General features: G+C 58.4%; 19 protein-coding genes and 1 pseudogene. 13 read left to right on the forward strand and 7 right to left on the reverse strand.

Features of this window, described 5'->3' with window-relative positions:
* The first annotated feature begins 15 nt into the window (after nucleotides 1–15).
* From ADS46_RS13615 to otnC, 5 genes are all read left to right on the forward strand, one after another.
* Nucleotides 16–981 carry a tripartite tricarboxylate transporter substrate binding protein gene (locus tag ADS46_RS13615; protein WP_066320947.1) on the forward strand — a complete coding sequence of 322 codons (966 nt, stop codon included), beginning with the start codon at nucleotides 16–18 and terminating at the stop codon, nucleotides 979–981.
* 112 nt (nucleotides 982–1,093) lie between these two features.
* Entirely contained in the window at nucleotides 1,094–1,579 is a 486-nt protein-coding gene (locus tag ADS46_RS13620) for a tripartite tricarboxylate transporter TctB family protein (RefSeq protein ID WP_066320948.1), read from the forward strand.
* A 14-nt stretch (nucleotides 1,580–1,593) separates the two neighbouring features.
* Nucleotides 1,594–3,084 (forward strand): tripartite tricarboxylate transporter permease, encoded by a 1,491-nt coding sequence (locus ADS46_RS13625; RefSeq protein WP_066320949.1) that lies wholly within the window; start codon nucleotides 1,594–1,596, stop codon nucleotides 3,082–3,084.
* Between the two features lie 19 nt (nucleotides 3,085–3,103).
* A complete protein-coding gene (gene otnK / locus ADS46_RS13630) occupies nucleotides 3,104–4,402 on the forward strand; it encodes a 3-oxo-tetronate kinase (protein WP_066320950.1) in 1,299 nt (432 codons plus the stop codon).
* A gap of 4 nt (nucleotides 4,403–4,406) precedes the next feature.
* On the forward strand, nucleotides 4,407–5,054 hold the full coding sequence (otnC, locus tag ADS46_RS13635) for a 3-oxo-tetronate 4-phosphate decarboxylase (protein WP_066320951.1): 648 nt from the start codon (nucleotides 4,407–4,409) through the stop codon (nucleotides 5,052–5,054).
* 64 nt (nucleotides 5,055–5,118) lie between these two features.
* Here the strand turns inward: otnC and ADS46_RS18575 are convergent.
* The 3 genes and pseudogenes from ADS46_RS18575 to ADS46_RS13645 all read right to left on the reverse strand — a co-directional run bounded on the left by ADS46_RS18575 (nucleotide 5,119) and on the right by ADS46_RS13645 (nucleotide 8,329).
* Nucleotides 5,119–5,668 (reverse strand): annotated as a pseudogene (locus ADS46_RS18575) (integrase core domain-containing protein).
* Nucleotides 5,669–5,795: 127 nt separating this feature from the next.
* A complete protein-coding gene (locus ADS46_RS13640) occupies nucleotides 5,796–6,482 on the reverse strand; it encodes a GntR family transcriptional regulator (RefSeq protein ID WP_066320978.1) in 687 nt (228 codons plus the stop codon).
* Between the two features lie 59 nt (nucleotides 6,483–6,541).
* Nucleotides 6,542–8,329, reverse strand: coding sequence for an IlvD/Edd family dehydratase (locus tag ADS46_RS13645; protein WP_082926085.1), 1,788 nt, complete (start codon nucleotides 8,327–8,329; stop codon nucleotides 6,542–6,544).
* A 207-nt stretch (nucleotides 8,330–8,536) separates the two neighbouring features.
* On the opposite strand from ADS46_RS13645, the gene ADS46_RS13650 reads away from it, so the two are divergent.
* From ADS46_RS13650 to ADS46_RS13680, 7 genes are all read left to right on the forward strand, one after another.
* Entirely contained in the window at nucleotides 8,537–9,508 is a 972-nt protein-coding gene (locus ADS46_RS13650; protein ID WP_066320952.1) for a Bug family tripartite tricarboxylate transporter substrate binding protein, read from the forward strand.
* A gap of 48 nt (nucleotides 9,509–9,556) precedes the next feature.
* Nucleotides 9,557–10,057 carry a tripartite tricarboxylate transporter TctB family protein gene (locus ADS46_RS13655; protein WP_066320953.1) on the forward strand — a complete coding sequence of 167 codons (501 nt, stop codon included), beginning with the start codon at nucleotides 9,557–9,559 and terminating at the stop codon, nucleotides 10,055–10,057.
* A gap of 101 nt (nucleotides 10,058–10,158) precedes the next feature.
* The gene (locus ADS46_RS13660) at nucleotides 10,159–11,664 is read left to right on the forward strand and encodes a tripartite tricarboxylate transporter permease (protein ID WP_066320954.1); all 1,506 of its coding nucleotides are present in this window, start codon (nucleotides 10,159–10,161) and stop codon (nucleotides 11,662–11,664) included.
* Between the two features lie 25 nt (nucleotides 11,665–11,689).
* On the forward strand, nucleotides 11,690–12,811 hold the full coding sequence (locus tag ADS46_RS13665) for a mandelate racemase/muconate lactonizing enzyme family protein (RefSeq protein WP_066320956.1): 1,122 nt from the start codon (nucleotides 11,690–11,692) through the stop codon (nucleotides 12,809–12,811).
* A gap of 24 nt (nucleotides 12,812–12,835) precedes the next feature.
* The gene (locus ADS46_RS13670) at nucleotides 12,836–13,765 is read left to right on the forward strand and encodes a dihydrodipicolinate synthase family protein (protein WP_066320958.1); all 930 of its coding nucleotides are present in this window, start codon (nucleotides 12,836–12,838) and stop codon (nucleotides 13,763–13,765) included.
* A complete protein-coding gene (locus ADS46_RS13675) occupies nucleotides 13,758–14,774 on the forward strand; it encodes a 2-hydroxyacid dehydrogenase (RefSeq protein WP_066320961.1) in 1,017 nt (338 codons plus the stop codon). The genes ADS46_RS13670 and ADS46_RS13675 overlap by 8 nt, the downstream gene beginning before the upstream one ends.
* Nucleotides 14,774–15,925, forward strand: coding sequence for an alpha-hydroxy acid oxidase (locus ADS46_RS13680; protein WP_066320963.1), 1,152 nt, complete (start codon nucleotides 14,774–14,776; stop codon nucleotides 15,923–15,925). The genes ADS46_RS13675 and ADS46_RS13680 overlap by 1 nt, the downstream gene beginning before the upstream one ends.
* Nucleotides 15,926–16,173: 248 nt before the next feature.
* Here ADS46_RS13680 and ADS46_RS13685 read toward each other — a convergent pair whose 3' ends face one another.
* The 4 genes from ADS46_RS13685 to ADS46_RS13700 form a co-directional block, all read right to left on the reverse strand.
* Nucleotides 16,174–17,229 (reverse strand): AbrB family transcriptional regulator, encoded by a 1,056-nt coding sequence (locus tag ADS46_RS13685; RefSeq protein ID WP_066320965.1) that lies wholly within the window; start codon nucleotides 17,227–17,229, stop codon nucleotides 16,174–16,176.
* 105 nt (nucleotides 17,230–17,334) lie between these two features.
* A complete protein-coding gene (locus ADS46_RS13690; RefSeq protein ID WP_066320966.1) occupies nucleotides 17,335–18,828 on the reverse strand; it encodes a tripartite tricarboxylate transporter permease in 1,494 nt (497 codons plus the stop codon).
* A gap of 12 nt (nucleotides 18,829–18,840) precedes the next feature.
* The gene (locus tag ADS46_RS13695) at nucleotides 18,841–19,290 is read right to left on the reverse strand and encodes a tripartite tricarboxylate transporter TctB family protein (RefSeq protein WP_066320968.1); all 450 of its coding nucleotides are present in this window, start codon (nucleotides 19,288–19,290) and stop codon (nucleotides 18,841–18,843) included.
* Entirely contained in the window at nucleotides 19,287–20,279 is a 993-nt protein-coding gene (locus ADS46_RS13700) for a Bug family tripartite tricarboxylate transporter substrate binding protein (RefSeq protein ID WP_066320969.1), read from the reverse strand. The genes ADS46_RS13695 and ADS46_RS13700 overlap by 4 nt, the downstream gene beginning before the upstream one ends.
* A gap of 139 nt (nucleotides 20,280–20,418) precedes the next feature.
* Here ADS46_RS13700 and ADS46_RS13705 point away from each other — a divergent pair.
* Nucleotides 20,419–20,866: response regulator (locus ADS46_RS13705; RefSeq protein ID WP_066320970.1), on the forward strand; the 448-nt coding region annotated here is incomplete at its 3' end.

Consider the following 20,866-nt stretch of genomic DNA (forward strand, 5'->3'; position numbering starts at 1 on the left):
CTTTTGGAGAATGCCATGTTAGTTAAACAATCGCTCTTAGCGGCAGGTTCTCTCGGTTTGGCACTTGTAGGGTATGCATCAGTAACGATCGCAAGTGACACGACCGAGAACTATCCAACCAAGCCTCTTCAATTCCTGGTAGCAGCCGGAGCAGGCGGAGGCACCGATAACTTTGCTCGCACTGTGAAGCCAATGTTGGAAGAGGTATTGGATACTCGTATAACCGTCGTTAATCTGCCCTCGGCCTCAGGTGCCATTGCGCACCAGCGCACGGCCAATAGCGAACCGGACGGTCATACTCTCGACTTCGCTTCCTCGACCCTGGTGACGTCTCTGGCCGCAGGTCAGAACCCGACGGGACTGGACGAACTCACACCAGTTGCTCGCATGCAGTCCGATGTGATGACCTTGATCGTCGACCCTGAGAAATACCCCGACTTCGAATCTTTCCGGAAGCATGCCGAAGAGAACCCGGGGGAGGTCATTATCGGTGGTACTCACGCGGCCAGTCCCGACCGCATGGCATTCCTGTCGTTCAGGGACGCTTCGGATCTGGATATCAACTTCATTCCCTACGATGAAGAGGGTAGCGTTTCAGCCAATGTGATGGGCGGAAACATCGATGGCATGTTCGGTGAAATCAGTTCGACCCTGAGTTATATGGAATCAGGCGAGATGATGCCCATCCTGGTCTTTGCTGAGGAGCGTCTGGGCAACTTTCCTGATATTCCGACGACCGTTGAACATGGCTGGGACCTGACTGACGGCAACGAGCGTGGCGTATTCGTCAACGCTGATACCCCCGAAGCGGTCTTGGCTAAAATCGAATCGTCTTTGAAAGAGGTTTACGATTCCGATGCCTATCAGGAATACGAAGAGCGAGTGAACCTGCATTACCGTGAAGGTTGGCTGGGGAGTGAAGACTATCGCCAGCAGTTGGAGAAGAATCTAGAACTCTACAAGCGCCTGCTCGAAGAGTAATGAGGTTAATTAACCTTTAGCCTGAGACCAGGTTGGTCAAGCATCGTCAACCTGGTCCCTTAGCCATCAATCTTCGTGTCACTTGATCGGCACATTATCATCGGGTCCGACCATGCAAGCTAAGGTAATGACTTTCTCTGCCGCGATAATACTGCTTGCTATCGTGGCACTCATACCCACCCTCCAGCTCCCCAGCGCAGAGGAGGTTTCGACATTCATCGGCCCGCGCTTATGGCCATTGTGCTTGCTGATAGCTCTGTTGGGACTGGGTAGTTTTCTGCTGCTGACGACCTGGCGAAGCAGGCACCCAAAAATTGACGAGGAAGAAGAGAGTCCGTCTGAAGAAGCCGATGGCAAGGCAGATACATTAGCTCATTCCCTGGCAGCGACTCGTCATTGGTGGCTGATGCTAGGTACTGTTGCCTACACCGTGTTGATGCAGGGCATCGGTTTTCTCCTGGCTACCATCGTCTTTACCTTTTTCTGCACCGTGTTATTGGGTGCCCGCCACTGGGGCGCGATCCTCGCAACCATCGTCGTTGCAGTCGTGCTTATCCAAGGCGTGTTCTCGTATCTTTTGGGAATTCCCCTGCCCTGACCTAGGAGTTGAACATGCTCGACAGTTTCCTGAACGGGTTGGCAGTGGTTTTCCAGCCCATGAATTTTCTTCTTTTGACCTCTGCTGTCTTCATCGGCTTCATTGGCGGGGCCTTGCCGGGCATTAGTGGGGTTATCCTTGTGGTGATCCTGCTTCCGGTCACCTACGGCATGGACCCCACCGCCGCGTTCATGCTACTGACGGCCATTTATGGCTCTACCGTTTTTTCAGGCTTGATTACCGCCATCCTTTACCGAGCGCCGGGTACACCGGAAGCCGTAATGACAGCGTTTGACGGCTACCCCATGACGCAGCAGGGGCAAGCCGGTAAAGCCTTGGGTATCGGAGTCTTGAGCTCGGCCATTGGTGGGTTGGTGGGGACCATTGCCCTGATCATATTTACGCCGGTGCTTGCATCGTTCGCACTCAAGTTCTCGTCTCCCGAGTACTTTGCTTTAGCCGTCCTGGGCCTCACGGTAGTGGCTTCTTTGGGTGGGCGATTGATCTATGGCCTCATTGGGGCGTGCCTCGGCCTGTTTATCGCCACCATTGGTTTTGATCCACTGACAGGCACCAGTCGTTATACTTTTGGAAGTCTGGAGCTTGCCGAAGGGGTGGGGTTGATTCCCGTCATCGTTGGGCTGTTTGCCATATCGGAAGTCATGAAGCGCGCCTTGGGCGAGGAAACCCATCAGCCGCTGAAGAAGGTCTCCATCAAGATCTTCGACATGCCTATTTTGCGCAAGATTGGCGTTACCCTGTCTCGGTCCTCACTACTGGGGGTCGTCATCGGGATCTTGCCCGGTATCGGCGCCAGTACGGCTGCCATGGTCAGTTACAGCGAGGCGGTCCGCTGGTCCAAGACCCCTGAGCAATTCGGGAAAGGAGCACCGGAAGGCATCGCTGCCCCCGAAGCGGCGAACAATGCCGCCGCAATGGGGGCCTTGGTACCACTGTTCGCCCTCGGCATTCCCGGAAGCGGGACGACCGCTATCATTCTCGGTGCGTTCATCATGCATGGCCTGCAGCCAGGGCCCATGTTCATGCTGAACAGCAGCGATCTGGTCTATGCGGTGTTTGCTGGTCTGTTCATCGTCAATTTCATGATACTCCTGTTCTCGAAGCCGTTCATCGCCTTGTTCACCAGACTGTTGAACATACCGTACTCGGCCTTGGGGCCTATCATCGTCATGTGCTGCATCATCGGCACTTATTCAGTGCGCAACTCAATGTTTGATGTATGGCTGATGCTAGGGTTTGGCGTTCTAGGCTTTCTATTGGAAAAGCTCAAATTCCCCCTGGTTTCGATCATTCTCGGCCTTGTGCTCGGGCCTATTGCTGAAAGCGAGCTACGCCGGACCCTAGCCATGTCTCGAGGTGATTTTACGATCTTTTTCGAGCGGCCCATCAGCGCAACGTTGATCGTTATCTCGATACTGCTGCTCGCTGCAGCTATTGTCGTGCCTCTGCGCAAGCGGGCAAAGCTGAAGGCAGCGAATACTTAATCTGCAAAGGGAGATTTCCATGACGCTTGTTCTGGGCGCCATCGCCGATGACTTTACCGGTGCTACGGATCTTGCCAACAACCTGGTGCGTGCTGGCATGCGGTGTGTGCAGACCATCGGCGTGCCGAGCTCCGACTTCGCCCTCGACAATGTCGATGCCGTGGTGATTGCGCTTAAGTCACGCTCCATTCCGGCCACTCAAGCAGTGTCGGATTCGCTTGCCGCGTTGGCCTGGCTCGAGGAGCACAACGCCCGACAGATATTCTTCAAGTATTGCTCGACGTTCGACTCCACAGAGGCGGGCAATATAGGGCCGGTTGCCGATGCACTACTGGAGCAACTGGGCGCATCGCAGACGGTGATGGTACCGGCTTTTCCGGTTAACGGACGCACCGTCTATCAGGGACATCTGTTTGTAGGAGATCGATTGCTCAACGAGAGTGGCATGCAACATCACCCTCTCACGCCGATGACAGACGCCAATCTGGTTCGTGTTCTGGGTCGCCAGACAGCGCATGACGTCGGACTGGCCGCTTATCCGGTGTTATCCGGTGGCACAGCATCGACTCGTGCACATCTGGATAAGTTATCTGCCGATGGTATTCGTCATGTGATTTGCGACACATTGGACGAAGACAATCTGGACGTGCTTGCCGGGGCCGTGGTCGGTTATCCATTGGTGACAGGTGGATCTGGTCTTGGCCAGGCTTTGCCGGAGCACTATCGGCGCAAGGGATGGCTTACCGAGGTCAGCGACCCGGGGCGCCTGGCACCGGCTTCCGGCAGCGCCCTGGTGCTTTCCGGCAGCTGCTCCAGTGCGACGCTGGGCCAGGTGGCCAACTTCCTTGAACGCCATCCAGGAATGGCACTCGACCCGCTGCTGCTGGCAAAGGATTCCGCTCACCTTGAGAACGCACTCGCCTTTGCCCGTGAGCATCTCACTGAGGGTGGGCCGGTATTAATCTACGCCTCCGCCGATGCAGGTCGCGTCAAGGCCGCCCAGGAGGAGTTGGGGGTCGAACAGGCCGGCGAGCTGGTTGAAAAGGCCCTGGGTGAGCTGGCTCGAACCTTGGTTTCAGAAGGGGTAGGGCGGTTGGTCGTCGCCGGTGGTGAGTCTTCGGGTGCTGTAGTTTCGGCCCTGGGCATCCGTCAGCTTCGTATAGGCAATCAGATCGATCCCGGTGTGCCCTGGACTCAAGCGCCCCTGGAAGGAAAGGACGCGCCGCTGTCCCTGGCACTGAAGTCGGGCAACTTTGGCAGTGAAGACTTCTTCTCACGCGCCTTCGAGGTGCTAGAGACACGAACCAAAGGAAAATAACCCCATGAGCCTTCATGACGAGAATCGTCTTCGCGAACAGATCGCCACCCTGGGTAAATCCCTCTTCGACCGCGGCCTGACCATGGGCTCCAGTGGCAACATCAGCGTGCGGACCGATGACGGTGGGTGGCTGATGACGCCCACCAATGCCTGCCTGGGCCGCCTGGACCCGGGGTGTATTTCACGACTTGACCGGGATGGGCACTGGAAAGCAGGGGACAAGCCTACGAAAGAGAGCTTTCTGCATATGGCGATGTATGCAGAACGTCCCCAGTCCGAGGCGATCGTCCATCTCCACTCGACTCACTCTGTGGCCGTCTCCTGCCTACCTGGCATCGACCCCTGCGATTGCATTCCGCCATTGACCGCTTACTACGTGATGCGAGTCGGGAAGCTACCTTTAGTGCCTTACCATATACCCGGCGACCCTAGCTTGGGGGATGCTGTTAAGGGGTTGGCTGGTCAGCATAGTGCTGTATTGCTGGCCAACCATGGCCCAGTGGTCGCGGGCAAAAATTTAGAGGCGGCGGTTTACGCTACGGAGGAATTAGAAGAAACAGCTAAGCTGTTTCTATTATTGCAGGGCAAGAACCCTCGTATCCTGTCGCCCGAGCAGGTGGTGGAGCTTGAAAAACGTTTTCCCAAAGCCTGACAAAAATATATCACCCGCTCACATAGCGAGCCATTTCTTCTATGAATTCTTTAACTAATAATCTTTAGCTGCCGGGTCCCGTGTGATTAATTATCCGCTTATTAAATAACTCGGGCGCTTAATTTCCCATTCTTTCATCACTGATATCGGTGACTGATGGTACAGCGCCTTCTGGGGGATATAGTGATTGTACAGCCAATTGTAGCGCTTCAGTGTCTACCTTCAATTCTCATACCGACGTGTGGCGAGAATGTCGCTAATACGGCCATTGAAGCGCTCCATCATGCCATTTGTCTGAGGTCGCCCAGGTTTGATTAGGCGGTGCTCAATGCCTTTCTTTTGGCACACTTGGTTAAAGGGATGGTGGCTGCTCGGTCTTCGTTCACCCGCTCGCGTGAAGCGCTCCGTGAACGATTTATCATTGTCAATCAGCACTGTCTGGATCTTGAATTCACGTCATGAACATCGTCACGGTACCGCCAGCGCCGGATTGTCGAATCGGTCACGTTACACTGACGCGTCAATTCACTATCACTGATATTGGTAGACGCTGCCTGAATCTCAGCACGGATTTTGGGTGTCGTAGTCGCTTGCTTATGCAGTTTGATGTCCATAACCTGCTCCCGAATGAATTGCTGTGGAAGCTCTCTAACGGCCAATAGAAGATAACTTCTATAGCTCATGTGGTCATCAGGGGCCCTACATCTACACAGAAAATACATGCAGCCGTATTGAATTGGCTTAGGTATAAAGCGCCAGGTAGCGGTTTTTGGAAGGTAGCAGGTGCTGACGACACAGGTGAGCCAGGCGTTCGCGGTCTTCGTCACGAATCGCCTCAATCATCAATTCGTGCTCGCGGCGGGCTTGAGCGAGGGCGTCGCGGTCGGTGATCGCAATGAAACGGATGCCGTGGGCTTTCTGGGCGAACTCGTTGATGGTGGCGTAGAGGTAAGTGTTGCCGCAGGCCCGGAAAAGCGTGCGATGGAAAGCGATGTTCATATGAAACACCTGACGCAGGTCGTGAGCATACACGGCCTCGCTGTGCTGCTGATGAACCGCTTCCAGTTCGGCAAGCCATTCCGGCGGAGCGGGCAAAGGCAGCTTGTTGACGGCGGCCAGCTCGAGAATCTCGCGCATGGCGTAGATCTCTTCGACCTCATCCGGTGGATAGCTCCTGACGAAGGCGCCCCGGTTTTTGATGCGTTCCGTCAGGCCAATGCTATCGAGTTGGAAGAGCGCTTGGCGGACGACGTGCCGCTTGCAGTTAAAGCGCTCCATCATGGTTTCTTCGACCAGCCGCTCGCGGGGGTGCAGGCGGCCGAGCACAATGTCCTCTTCTACCGCGGCCACGATGTCACTGACACCATGGGCAGGTTGCGAGGCTTGGGTTTCGGCACCGCGTGTTGACGGCTGGGCGGTTCGGCTCATGATCGGTTTCTCAGCCTCCATGGCAGGGCATATGGTTAAGAAGTGTACCAAACTCGCCTTCACGCTTCATGCTGCCTCGGAATCCGGCAGGTGGGCGCCGGTCGACAGGCGCGGAAATCGCAGCCTTCCTCGGCTTGCAGGATCTGCTCCATAAACAGGCGACGATAGCCCAACAGGGGCGCTTCGCTCGTCTCGGTTTTGAACGCCTGCCGACGTGCATCAAGCTCCTTGTCATCCACTTCCAGGCTTAGCCGATTGTTGCTGACATCCAGCGATATGACGTCGCCATCGCGCACCAGTCCTAGTGGGCCGCCCTCGGCAGATTCCGGGGAAACGTGGAGCACGACGGTACCTGCCGCCGTGCCGCTCATGCGCCCATCGGATATACGCACCATATCTTTGACGCCCTGGGCGGCCAGTTTCTTGGGGATCGGGATGTAGCCAGCTTCGGGCATGCCCGGTGCGCCCTTGGGCCCGATATTCTGCAGTATCAGCACATCGTCGGCGTTAACATCCAGGTCGGGATCGTCAATGCGGTTGGCCAGGTCCTCAAGCCCGGTGAACACCACGGCGCGGCCGCGATGGGTCATCAACTCGGCGGAGGCAGCCGACTGCTTGATGATGGCGCCGGCGGGGGCCAGATTGCCGCGCAACACCGCGATCCCCCCTTGGGCATAAATGGGGCTTTGCTTGGGGCGCACGATCTTCTGGTCGATGAGATGCACGGCGGCATCGATGTTTTCACCCAGGGTTTGGCCGTTGATGGTCATGGCATTCAGGTGCAATAGCGGTTTTAGCTCGCGCAACAGGGTGGGCAAGCCGCCGGCGCGGTGCAGGTCCTCCATGTAGCCCTCGCCAGAGGGCTTGAGGTCCACCAGTACCGGGGTTTCCTGGCTCATGCGGTCGAAGGCTTCAAGGTCGATGTCGATGCCTAGTCGCCCGGCGATGGCGGTCAGGTGAATCAAGGCGTTGGTCGAGCCGCCTAATGCGAGCAGAACCCGCAGGGCGTTCTCGAATGCCTCAGGGGTCAGAATTTGATCGGGGGTAACACCAGCCCGAGCGAGCGCTACGGCCTGGGCACCGGATTGCTCGGCGATGCGTTGCCGGTCGGCATAGACCGCCGGTGCAGTAGCGCTGTTGGGCAGCATGATACCCAGCGTCTCAGCCAGGCAAGCCATGGTGCTGGCGGTACCCATTACCGAGCAGGTGCCTACGGTGGGGACCAGCTTGTCGTTGACCTCGTTGATCTCCGCCTCGTCGATGTCCTTGCCGCGATAGGCCGCCCAGTAACGGCGACAGTCGGTACAGGCACCAACGCGTGTACCACGATGTGAGCCAGAGAGCATGGGACCCGTGACGACCTGGACCGATGGAACACCGGCGCTTGAAGCAGCCATCAACTGAGCGGGAACGGTCTTGTCGCAGCCGCCGATCAGTACCACGGCATCCATCGGCTGAGCGCGAATCATCTCTTCAGTATCCAACGCCATGAGGTTGCGCAGGTACATGCTGGTGGGGTTGGCGAAGGACTCATGGAGGGTGATGGTAGGAAAATCGACCGGCAAGCCGCCCGCGAGCATCACTCCGCGTTTTACGCTCTCGACTAACCCCGGCACGTTGCCGTGACAGGCGTTGTAGCCGCTATAGGTATTGGCAATGCCAATGACCGGGCGTGAAAGCGCGTCATCCGTGTAGCCCATTCCCTTGATAAAAGCCTTGCGCAGGAACAGCGAAAAGTCGGCATCGCCGTAGTTGGTTAGGCGATTGGACATGCCCAGAGTAGGGCCGTCGGCGTCAGATTGCTGATGGTCACTGCCTTGGCGGTTGTTTCGGAAGTCCTGGCTCATCGCGGTTTCCTCTATGTTGTTCGCGGCTTGTCGGAGGTCCGTTGATTACGGTTCTTGAACGCAAGGCTAGGCGGTAAAAATCGGCTTGGCAAGATTATTAATAATATTATTGACAATATTGTTGATAGGCAACTACGTTTGATCTTGCAAGCACGCCTTGCACGACAATGTGCGATACAACGACAAACAGCACGTGAGGTAACAAAGATGCAAATCCGTAGCGCTTACGCCGCAACCCTATTGTCCGCCCTGATGTTTTCAGGGGCCGCCCAAGCCGATTATTCAGCCGCTGATGAGATCAAGGTGCTGCAAGGTTTCAAGGCCGGTGGGGGCAGTGATGCCTTGGCTCAGTTGACCCAACCGTTCTTGCGGGAGTCGCTGGGTGTGGAATTTATTAACGAGTACTTGCCTGGGGCCACAGGCGCGATTGCCTGGACCCGTCTAGCCCACCAGTCGCCGAATGATGGCAGCGTCATCAGCATCACCAATACGCCGATGTTGATGACCAACTACATCATGAATGACGCCATCAATTATTCGATCGAGGAACTGACGCCAATCGCCAACGTGGTCACCGACCCAGGCATCATTGTGGTACCAGAGGATAGCCCCTATGAAACCGTGGAAGAGTTCCTCGCTGCCGCTGAGGAAAGACCCGGTGAGATCACGGTGGGCAACTCGGGTGTTGGGGGGGATGACTTCTTCTCGACCATCATGATCGAGAAGGCGACCGGCCTGTCCTTCCAGAAGGTGCCTTTCCAGGGCGATGGCCCATCGGCCACGGCGGCGCTGGGCGGCAAGATCGATGCCAGCTTCAACAACCTGGGTAACGTCTATGGCCATATCAAGTCGGGCAGCCTGCGGCCGCTAGCGATATTTGCCGAAGAGCGTCTGGATATCCTGCCTGATGTGCCCACCATGGTAGAGATGGATATCGACGTCGTGGCGGGTTCCTCACGCGGTTACAGCGCGCCAGCGGGCATTCCTGACGAGGCTCGCGATGAGCTGATCGCTGCCTTTGAGGCGCTGGGAGAGAACGAGGAGTTCCAGAAGACTGCCCAGGAGCGTGCCATGAACCTCGACATCCAGACCGGTGACGATTACGGCCAGATGATGCAGGACATGGAAGGCCAGTTCGTAGAAATCTGGGCAGATGTCAAAGATGAGGTCAACCAGTAAGGCAACGGCGCCAAAGGCGCAATACGGCGATCGACAAGGGGGTGTGAGATGAACATGAGTCGTCTGGTGTTGGGGGTGTTTGCCATTGGCTTAGCAGCGACGTTCTATGTCACTGCGCTTGGCTACCCCGATAAGGCGGCGAACATGCCTCTTATCTACTCGGTCGTCGTGGCCTTGTTAGGCGCGGCGATGGTGGGGCAAGAGATCATCAGTACCTTGCGTCGCCGCAAGGTGTCGGTCGAGGGAGCGGCCACCGCTTCCGATGCTGCCCCAGAGGAGACAGCCGTTAGCGAGCAGGAACACCAACGCAAGCCATGGAAGGCCATGCTGATCTTCCTGCTGGCCGCCGTCTACCTCTATAGCATTTCGATACTGGGGTACCTGGGCGCTACGGTGGGCTTCATGGTCGTGGCCCTGTCGATCATCGGACATCTCTCATGGCGTTTCGCCGCAATCGGTATCGTGTTGCTGGTCACGCTAGTGTGTACGGTTTTCATCGGCTTTTTGGGTCTGCCTGTGCCGCTGCTGCCGCCATTGCTGTCCTCATAACGACATTGTGCGCACTTCTTATCCTCAGCTCGCCTTTATCGGCCCAGCCTGTCAGCGAGTTGGGGGTGGGTGCCTGACGCAGGCTTCTGGAGTCTAGTCATATGGATAACCTTGTTCTGGTGGGCCTGACCAACGTCATCTCGTTCACCAATATTGCCCTGATTCTGGGCGGCACGCTGCTGGGGCTATTTGTGGGGGCCATGCCAGGGCTCTCTGCCACGATGGCGCTGGCCTTGTTGCTGCCGCTCACCTTCGGTATGGACCCGGCCTCGGGGCTCAGTATGCTGGCGTCGCTTTACGTGGGGGCCTCATACGGTGGTTCGATCGCCGCCATTTTGTTGCGGACACCCGGTACGCCGTCGGCTGCCGCCACCGTGCTTGATGGCTATCCGCTATCGCAACAGGGTCAGGCTGGCAAGGCGTTGGGGGTCTCGATCTTCGCGTCTTTCATTGGTGGTCTGATGAGCGGTATTGCACTGCTCACAGCAGCGCCTCTACTCGGCGTTCTAGTGCTCAAGTTCGGCCCGATCGAGCTTTTCGCCATTGCCGTACTGGGCATTACCATCATCGGCTCGCTGGCTCAGGGCTCGGTCATCAGCGGTCTGCTTTCCGGGGCCCTGGGGCTGCTGGTGAGTACTGTCGGCATGGACCTGATCACCGGTACGCCACGCATGACCTACGGCATCATTAATCTTTTCTCGGGCATTGAGTTCACGGTGGCGCTGATCGGACTGTTCTCGATCCCCCAGGCGCTCATCCTGATCGAGAATGCGCATGGTAAACAAAAGGTGGCGAGCAAGATCACCGACCGGTTGATTCCGCCACTGGCCGAGCTTCGCCGTTTGCTCCCCAATATTTTCCGCTCCGGCGGCATTGGCATCATTACCGGCCTGATTCCGGGAACCGGCGGTGATACGGCGAGCTGGTTCGCCTATAACGAGGCGAAACGTTTTGCCAAGGACAAGAGCCGCTTCGGCAAGGGTGACATCGCCGGGGTGGCCGCTCCTGAAGCCGCCAACAATGCGGTGGTCGGCGGTGCCCTGATTCCCACGATTGCCCTGGGCATTCCTGGCAGTTCCTCCACTGCGATTCTACTGGGGGCCCTCATGGTGCAGGGCATCCTGCCCGGCCCCAATCTGCTCACAGATTATGGCGATGTTACCTACACCCTGATCTGGGCGGTCATTTTCGCCAACATTGGCTTACTGCTGGTGGGTCTTTTGTTTACCCGCCTATGCGTGAGTGTGACACGGATCCCTGACAGCTTTGTGGCCTGCTCGATTATAACGCTGTGTGTGATCGGTGCCTTTGCGATTAACAACAGCCTGTTCGAGGTAGGGATGATGCTCGGTTTTGGGCTGTTCGGTTACTGGATGAACAAGGCGGGCGTATCGCCAGCGCCGATGGTGATCGGGCTGATTCTTGGGCCGGTCATGGAAACCAGTTTCCAGCAGTCAATGCTGATCGGTCAGGGCAATCTGGGCATCTTTTTGACCAGCCCTATCGCCGTTGTGTTGCTGTGCATTGCCGCTTTCTCAGTACTGCAGGCGACCCCATTTTTCCGCTGGTTGCGGGGAACGCTGAGAAGCCGTACTCAGCCGGAATGACCCAATCTCAATGTAAGGATTTACCATGACAACGATAACTGACGTACGAGCTCGGACGGTCAATGTACCGCTGGATACTCCCACCAGCTTTTCCAATCGCCAGGTACTTAAGCGCGATTACGTGCTGGTTGAGGTGGTGGGCGATGATGGCCATGTGGGCATTGGTTTTTGCTATGGCGGCAACAATGCGGGTTCGCTGGTGGCCAATGCCGTCAGGGAACTGCTCAAGCCGGTGCTGATCGGGGCGGATGCCCATTCGACCGAGGCACTGTGGCAGGCAATGTATCAGGAATCGCTGCTGCATGGTCGCTGCGGTTCGGTAATGCGTGCGATCAGTATTCTGGATACCGCGCTTTGGGACCGTAATGCCCGGGCCGCGCAACTGCCGCTTTATAAATACCTGGGCGCAAGCGACACGCAAAGCGTGCCAGCGTATGCCAGCGGGGGTTACTACCTGGACGGCAAGACCCCCGCGATGCTGGGTGAAGAAATGGCCGGCTACGTGGCGAAGGGGTTCAAGGCTGTCAAGATGAAGGTCGGCCGCGAAGACTTGGCTGGCGAGGAAGCGCGACTGGCGGCGGTGCGCGAGGCAGTAGGCCCCAATGTGCAGGTAATGATGGATGCCAACAATGCCTGGTGGGATCTGCCGTCGGCGCTGGCCTTTATGCGCATGGCCGAACCGTACGACCCTTTCTGGATCGAGGAGCCGTTCAGCCCCGATGATATCGACAACCATCGTCGCCTGGCGGAGCGTACGCCGGTGCCGGTCGCCACGGGCGAAATAGAGGCGGGCCGCTGGCGCTTCAAGGAGTTGCTGGATAAGGAAGCGGCAATGATTCTGCAGACCGATGCCGCCGTATGTGGCGGTATTACCGAGTTTCGGCGCATCGCCGCCACAGCGGCCAGTTACGGTGTCGACATTTACCCGCACTGGTTCCACGACCTGCATATTCACCTGGTGGCGTCGGCACCCAACGTGTCCATGGTCGAGTTCTTCGCTGACGATCAGGTGCTTAACTTCAGGCGTCTGGTGGATACACAGCTGCAGTTTGCCGACGGCCAACTGCTGCTGCCCACCGCTCCGGGACTTGGCTTCGGCTTTGATCAGGCGGCGCTTGAGCGCTATGCCATCGAACCCTGGCACTAACCGTCTTACAACAAGGAGAATGTCATGTCTCAAGTGAGTGGAGACGTCTGGTCACCGGTCATTACCCCCTTCGACGCCGACCTGGCGCCGGACGAGCAGCGTTTTGTGGCGCATTGCCAATGGCTGGCCTCGAATGGCGTCGGCTTGGCGGTGTTCGGCACCAATTCCGAGGCCAATTCAATGACGGTGGCTGAAAAGCAGGCGTTGTTGCAGGCGCTGGTGGATGGCGGTATCGATCCTGCCCGAGTGATGCCCGGCACCGGCAACTGCGCGATTGACGACTGCGTCTCATTGACCCGCGCGGCGGTGGAGGCGGGCTGTGCCGGTGTGCTGATGCTGCCGCCTTTCTATTACAAGGGGGTCAGCGATGAGGGCTTGTTCCGCTACTACAGTGAAGTGATCAACCGCGTTGCCGATTCACGCCTGCGGATCTACCTCTACCATATTCCGCCGGTCACTCAGGTGCCGCTTTCGCTCGAACTGATCGAACGGTTACGCGATGCTTTCCCTGGCATCATTGCCGGCATCAAGGACAGCGGCGGTGATTGGGCCCACACCCAAGCGTTGACCGAGCGCTTTGCCGGGCAGGATTTCGCCGTGTACGCGGGTAGCGAACGGTTTCTGCTGGATACCTTGCGGGCCGGTGGCGCTGGCTGCATCAGTGCCACGGCCAACGTCAACCCGGCGGCCATCGTTGAGTTGGCACGGCATTGGCAGGAGGGTGATGCCGACGAGCGTCAGCAGCGCCTTAACGTGGTACGCGACCTGTTTGAAACTTATCCGCTGATCCCTGCCATGAAAGCGGCGACGGCGTATTTTTCGGGAATCGACGATTGGCGGCGCTTGCGCCCACCCTTGGTGGAGCTGGACGACCAACGTACCGCTGAACTTATGTCTGCGCTCAAAGCGACGGGTTTCCAAATGCAAGGAGTGGGTGAGGCGCGCCATGGCTGAGCAAATAAAACCGTGGCGGATTGTCGCCGTACGCCGACTCAGCGAAGCCCAGCTTGAGGCGCTTTCCGGCATGGCGGAGGTTGACTACTTCGAGGATGTGGATGCCTCCAATCACGCCGACTTTATGGCAGCACTTTCCAAGGCCCATGGCCTGATCGGCGGTAAGCTGGAGCTCAGCGAGGCGATGTTGGCCAAAGCACCAGCGCTACAGGTGGTCGCCACTATTTCGGTAGGCTATGACCATTTGCCCCTTGAGGCGCTGAGTCGGCGCGGCATTCTGCTCTGCAATACACCGGATGTGCTGACCGAGACCACCGCCGATACGGCGTTTGCGCTGATCATGGCGACTCAGCGGCGCCTGGTCGAGCTTTCCAATCTTGTCCGTGACGGTGGCTGGCAGGCCCATATCGGCCCCGAGCATTTCGGCGTTGATGTGCACGGTAAAACCCTGGGCATCGTAGGCGCAGGGCGGATTGGCGCGGCGATTGCCCGGCGCGGGGCACTGGGCTTTGGCATGCCGATCCTGTACACGGCGGCATCGCCCAAACCGGCGCTCGAGCAGGAGCTCGGCGCACAGCGGCGTGATCTTGAGGCACTGTTAGCCCAGGCGGATATCGTCTGTTTGAGCGTGCCCTACAACGCCGACACCCATCACCTGATTGACGCCGATGCCCTGTCCCTTATGAAGCCGACGGCGGCACTGGTCAATGTGGCAAGGGGAAAAGTGGTGGATGAACCGGCGCTGATCGAGGCACTACGCCGCGGTCGTATTCGTGCCGCAGGGCTTGATGTGTTCGCCGAAGAACCATTGCCTGCCGACTCACCGTTGTCCGCCATGGACAATGTGGTGGTTGCCCCGCATATTGGCTCGGCGACCCATGAAACGCGTGACGCCATGGCGCAACTGGCCGTCGATAACCTGGTGGGTGCGCTGGTCGGCAGTGGACCGCTTACCCCCGTTAATGAGGATGTCTGGCGACGGATCTTCTCTGAAGCCCAGGAGACATAATGCCCCGACGATTGGACCATATTCTGAGCCTGGATGATTTCGAGCGGGCCGCCAAGCGGCATTTACCGCGACCGCTGTTTGGCTATGTCGCGAGCGTCGCCGAAGACGGCATGACCGCCCGCGCCAGTCGTGATGCTTTCGATCACTACGTGTTTCTACCGCGGGCGCTGGTCAATGTGGCCGATGTATCGACGGAAACCGAGCTCTTTGGTTGCCGCTACGCCTATCCGTTTGGCATTGCCCCAATGGGGATAAGTGCCCTGACAGCCTATCGGGGCGACCGGGTGCTGGCGCGGGCGGCGTCAAACGCTGGCATTCCCATGATCGTCAGCGGTACCTCGTTGATTCCTATGGAAACCTTGGCAGGGTCGAATGGCTCAGATTGGTTCCAGGCCTATCTGCCCGGAACGCCAGAGGAGATTGATGCCCTACTGGCGCGTGTCGAGAAGGCCGGATTTAGCAATCTGGTGATCACCGTGGACTACGCCGTGCCGCCCAATCCTGAAAATCACCGGCGAGCGGGTTTCTCTTCGCCGCTGCGCCCCAGCCTCCGGCTCGCCTTGGATGGCCTGGTACGGCCACGTTGGCTATTCGGGACCTTTTTAAAGACATTGTGGTACCACGGCGTTCCGCACTTCGAGAATAACGCGGCAACGCGTGGCGTGCCGGTGCTGGCAAAAAACGTTAACCGGGATTTCTCGGGCCGTCGGCACCTGGATTGGTCAACGCTTGATCGGGTTCGGGCGTGCTGGAAGGGCAACCTGATAGTGAAAGGTATTCTCCACCCAGACGATGCACGACGGGCCGTCAGTGCCGGTGCCGATGGGGTGATTGTTTCCAACCATGGTGGCCGTCAGCTCGATGCCACCGTGGCACCGCTGACCATGCTGCCCGAGGTGGTGGAGGCAGTTGGTGAAGCGGTGCCGGTGATGATCGATGGCAGCTTCCGGCGTGGCAGCCAGGTGCTCAAGGCGTTGTCCTTGGGCGCCAGCTTCGTGTTTCTGGGCCGTCCCTTTAATTATGCGGCCAGCATCGCGGGCGAAGCCGGTGTGGAGAAAGCTGTCACGTTATTGGGAGCTGAGATAGAGCGAAACATGGCGCTGCTTGGAGTAACAAGCTTGGAGGAATTGGGTACCCAAGTATTACGTTGAAAGGATGATCAGCGCTATTTGAGTTAAGTGAGTTAGACCAGAAAAGTGCAGTGCAAGTCCGATTACAGGTACGCGCGAACCTCAAGGTGCATCTTCGCTTAGCTGCCGCGAATCGATATTTCCTAGTTGTACGCAAGCTGTATTCCTTCTTGCGTGCCGCTTTGTGGGAATTTGAAATTACGACCGTTATCAATCGCAGTTCGCAATTAGTGTGGAAAATGCAAATAGTGAGCCCCTGCGGATAAACCCTAGTCTTTCGACACCATCCGCCTGAGCAACAGCGGAAGCAGCAGCATCAGCAGCGTGATACGCAGCAGGTGGTGCGTGGTAACAAAGGCGGGGTCGATACCCAAGCTCAGTGCGACCAGGCTTAGCTCCGGGGCACCGCCGGGCATGTAGGCGAGCAGCGCTGCAGCGGCGGAATACCCGGTGAGCAGGTGGCCTGCCCAGGCGGCGATAATGGCGAGAAACAACAGTACCAGGGCCTGAATGACGGCCATCAGCAGCGCCATGCCCACTGCACCAAGCTTGGCGCCAGCAAAGCGCACGCCCACGGAGATACCGATGATCACCTGTGCGAACGCGATGATTACCGGGGGCACCGCGGCGTGGGTGAGGCCAGAGAAGTGCAGTACCCCTGAAACCAGCGCCGGGCCGAACAGCAGCGGGCTGGGCAGTCGAAGTATCTTGCCTAGCCATATGCCACTGATACCGGCCGCCAGCAGCCAGCCGATATCTACCGGGGTTGGCATCCATAACCACTGCGACAATGCAGGCGTGGCACTGCCGATATCGACATGGCCGATAAACTGCAGAGCAGGCGGAATGGCCACCAGCAGCACCAGAATGCGCACGGCGTGGGTAATGCCGATAATGCGTAGATCGGCCCCGGAGGAGAGCGCCATTCCTGTCACCGTGGAGACCCCGCCAGGCACGCCAGAGTAGAGCGACGTCTCCCAGGAATGCCCGGCCACGCGGCAGGAAAACCAAACCGAGAAGGTCATCATCACCGCCGTGGCGATCAGCATGACGGCAAGGCTGATACCCCACAGGCTGGCGTCGCCGGTCATCTCCGGTGTGAACGCTGAACCGAGCATGACCCCTATGACCACCAGTACCCCCTTGCGTCCCTTACGCGGTGACTCAAGCGGGATGCCCGCCAGAGAGGCCACGGTGGTGGCGATCATGGCACCCAGCAACCAGGGGAGTGGCACTTGTAGCCAGTAGGCCAGCCCACCGCCGACAAGGCCGAGCGCCAACGTCGGCAGAAAACGACCTAGCGAGCCTATCCTTGCTCCGAGCATGATTTTCAGCCTCCTTTGAGCGTTAGAACCCCGGCAGCTTGGATCATCTGCCGGGGCGGTCGTATGGCTTGTCGGGCGATCGATCGGCTGTTGGCTTTTCGTCAATCAGCGTCTGGCCGCAAGCATCTTCGGCACTGCCCAGGGCAGCACCAGCAGCAAGGCAGCGGCGATCCACAGCCCCAGTGAAATCCCAGACTGCCACAGGATGCCGACATCACCCCCGCTAATGGATAGCGCGCGGCGAAGGTTCTGCTCCATCAAGCCACCCAGCACGTAGCCAAGAATCACGGGGGCCAAAGAGAACCCCAGCTTGCGCAGCAGGTAACCAAACACGCCGATGATCAGCATCAGGTAGATGGCAAACAGGTCGGAGTGCAATTGGTAGACGCCGACGAACGCCAGGATAGCAATGGCGGGCACCAATACCCAGCGCGGAATGGTCAGCACGCGGGCAAAGACGCCAGCCAGGGGCAGGTTCAGCATCAGCAGTACAACGTTACCGATGTACAGCGAGGCGATCAGGCCACCGGCTACTTCCGGGCGTTCGGTGAACATCATCGGCCCTGGGGTGATGTTGTAAAGCATCAGCGCGCCCAGCAAGACGGCCGTGGTGCCAGAACCGGGAATACCAAGCGTCAGCATGGGCACGAAGGAGCCCACCGCGGCCGCGTTATTGGCTGATTCTGGCGCTGCCAGGCCGCGCATGTCGCCCTTGCCAAAGGTGTTGTCCTTGTCGGAAAGGCGCTTCTCGGTGGTGTAGGAGACAGCGCCCGCCACCGACGCCCCGGTGCCGGGGAGAACGCCGATGATAAAGCCGAGCAACCCCGAACGACCGATAGCCCCTTTGCATGCAAGTACTTCCTTGAGGGTGACAAAGACACGACCCAGCGGCGGGAGCTTGCCGTCGTCCTGCGAGCGGTGGGCATGCTCAAGCATCAGCAGAATTTCGCTGATGGCAAACAGGCCGATGATCATCACCACGAAGTCGATGCCGTCGTAGAGCTCGGGTAAACCGAAGGTATAGCGCAACACGCCGCTGCCGGAGTCGATACCCACGGTGGCAATCAGCACGCCGAGCACCGCGCCAATGGCGGTCTTGATGGGATCCTTGCCCATCATCACCGACATGGAGGAGAAAGCGAAGATCATGAGGGCAAAAAATTCTGCCGGGCCGAACATCACCGCGACCTCTGCCAGCAGCGGCGCAAAGAGTGTCAGGCCAATAATGGCAATGGTGGCGCCAATGAAGGAACTGACGGCCGAAAGGCCTAGTGCGGGGCCGGCGAGCCCTTTCTGGGCCAACGGGTAGCCGTCTAGGGTGGTCATGACCGCACCGGCATCACCGGGCACATTGAGCAGGATGCTCGACATGCGCCCGCCGTATTCGGCACCGGTGTAGACGGCGGCCAGCAGGATCAGCGATGACTCCGCTGGCAAGCCAAGCGTGTAGGCTAACGGCATCAGAATGGCGATGCCGTTGATCGGGCCAATACCCGGCAAGGCCCCGAACAGGGTGCCCAGCAGGGCGCCAAGGAAGGCCAGGCCCAGGTTGAGAGGGGTTAGCGCAACCCCGAAGCCGTCGATCAGGAAATCGAACATCTCAGCGATCCTTTAGATGAAGCTGGCGAACAAGTAGCCAGAAGGCAGACTGATGCCGAGGGCGGCGGTGAACAGAAAATAGCCGACAATCGACATGACAATGCCGGTGATCAGTGCCTTACCCCAGGTCGCATCGAACAGTCGCGCCAGGGCGGTGACCACCAGCAGCGATGAGACGATGAACCCCAGCTGTCTGAACAAGACGGCATAGACCAGCAGTAAAACCAGCACCAGTAACAACCGGAGTGCCAGTGCCTTGTGCGGCCAGCTGCCGTTATCGCCGGGCCTGAAGATCATGACCAGCGATAGCAGGGTCAGCAGAATCGACAGCCCCAAGGGGAATGCCTTGGGGCCGACGGGCTCATAGCTGAAAGGCATTTCCAACTGAATGGCCTGGACGGCGATAAACGCCGCCAGACCGATCAGGGCAATACCCAGTACTCGGTCGGCGGCGATTCTCATTGCGTCAGACCCACTTCTTCGGCCAGTCCTTTGAATTCGGCAACCTGTTCCTTGACGTAGCTGTCAAAGTCGTCACCGAAGCGCGACATCGGGAACAGGCCGCGTGCTTCACGCAGTTCTGCAAAGACGGGGTCGTCTGCCAGTTCCTGCATGCGCTCGATCCAGGCTTGGTAGGCTTCATCGCTGACCTCTGGCCCCATGTAATAGCCACGCCAGATCGGCCATTCCACGTCGTAGCCCTGCTCGGCTGCGGTGGGGATCTCGGCGTAGGGGCCGCCCATCCGCTCTTCGGAAAGTGATGCCAGTACGCGGATCTTGCCGCTCTCAAGCTGAGACTTGAGTTCCGAGAGGTCGCCGGTGAACACTTGAATGTGGTCGCCGAGCAATGCCGCCAGGGCCTCACCGCCGCCCTCGAAGGCCACGTAACGAAGATCCTTCGGCGACATATCACCGGACTTGGCGATCAACGCCGCCTTCATCCAGTCCTGGCTGCCAACGGTTCCGCCAGCGCCGAAGGCGATCTCGTTAGGGTTGTCTTTGAGATCGGCCATCAGCTCTTCGAGGTTTTCCCAGGGGGCATCGGCACTGACGACGATCGCGCCATAGTCGACGCCGAGCGCGCCCAGCCAGCGGACTTCATCAGCGTCGTACTGGCCGAACTTGCCCAGCGCCAAATTGACGGCGGCACCGGTGCTGGCGGCAACGATCAGGCCAGGGTCATCGGTGCGTACACCATTGACATGGTTATAGGCCACCGCGCCAATGCCACCGGGCATGTAGCTGACCATCATTGGCTTGTCGATCAGGCCGGTATCCTGGAGGCCGTTGGCGGCCAGGCGGCAGGTCAGGTCGTAGCCACCGCCGGGCTTGGCTGGCGCGATGCACTCGGTGGATTCCGGGATCGTCTGAGCGGAGGCATGGCCGATAAACAACGCACTGCCGATGACGGCAAGGCCTGAGGCGCGGCGAAGGATTGGGTTGATCTTCATGACGAACTCCTGTTCTCTTGTTGTAGTCGGGCGCGGGGAATGTCCGAGCCCGGTCATACCAGATGACAGTCGCCATGTTAGGCAGGCAACCTTTCACCAACCTGTCATCTTCCCAATACTGTTCTGAGACTTTAGTCACATGCGCCTAATCATCGTGGAAGACGATCCGATGATCGCTCGCTCGCTGGACAATGCGCTTGCTCGTCTGAGTAATACTGTTGATATCTTCACGCTCGCAAGCAAAGCGCGTACGGCACTGCGAAATGACACCTTCGATCTTGTTTTGCTCGATCTGGGGTTGCCCGATGGCGATGGCCTTGAATTGCTGAGGGAGTTACGCGAGCGGGGTGACAGGACACCGGTGCTGATCCTTACGGCTCGAGACGGTATCGACGACCGGGTCCATGGCCTTGACCTGGGTGCGGATGACTACCTTGCCAAGCCGTTCTCGGTGGCAGAGCTTGAAGCCCGGGTGCGGGCCTTGCTACGGCGCAGCCAGCAGCGCAGCGATAATCGACTGAAATACGGCCCTTTATGCCTGGACCCTACGGCGGGCGTCGCGACACTCGATGGCACAGTGCTTGAAT

This window comes from Halomonas sp. G11 (assembly GCF_001663515.1).
Lineage (GTDB): Bacteria > Pseudomonadota > Gammaproteobacteria > Pseudomonadales > Halomonadaceae > Vreelandella.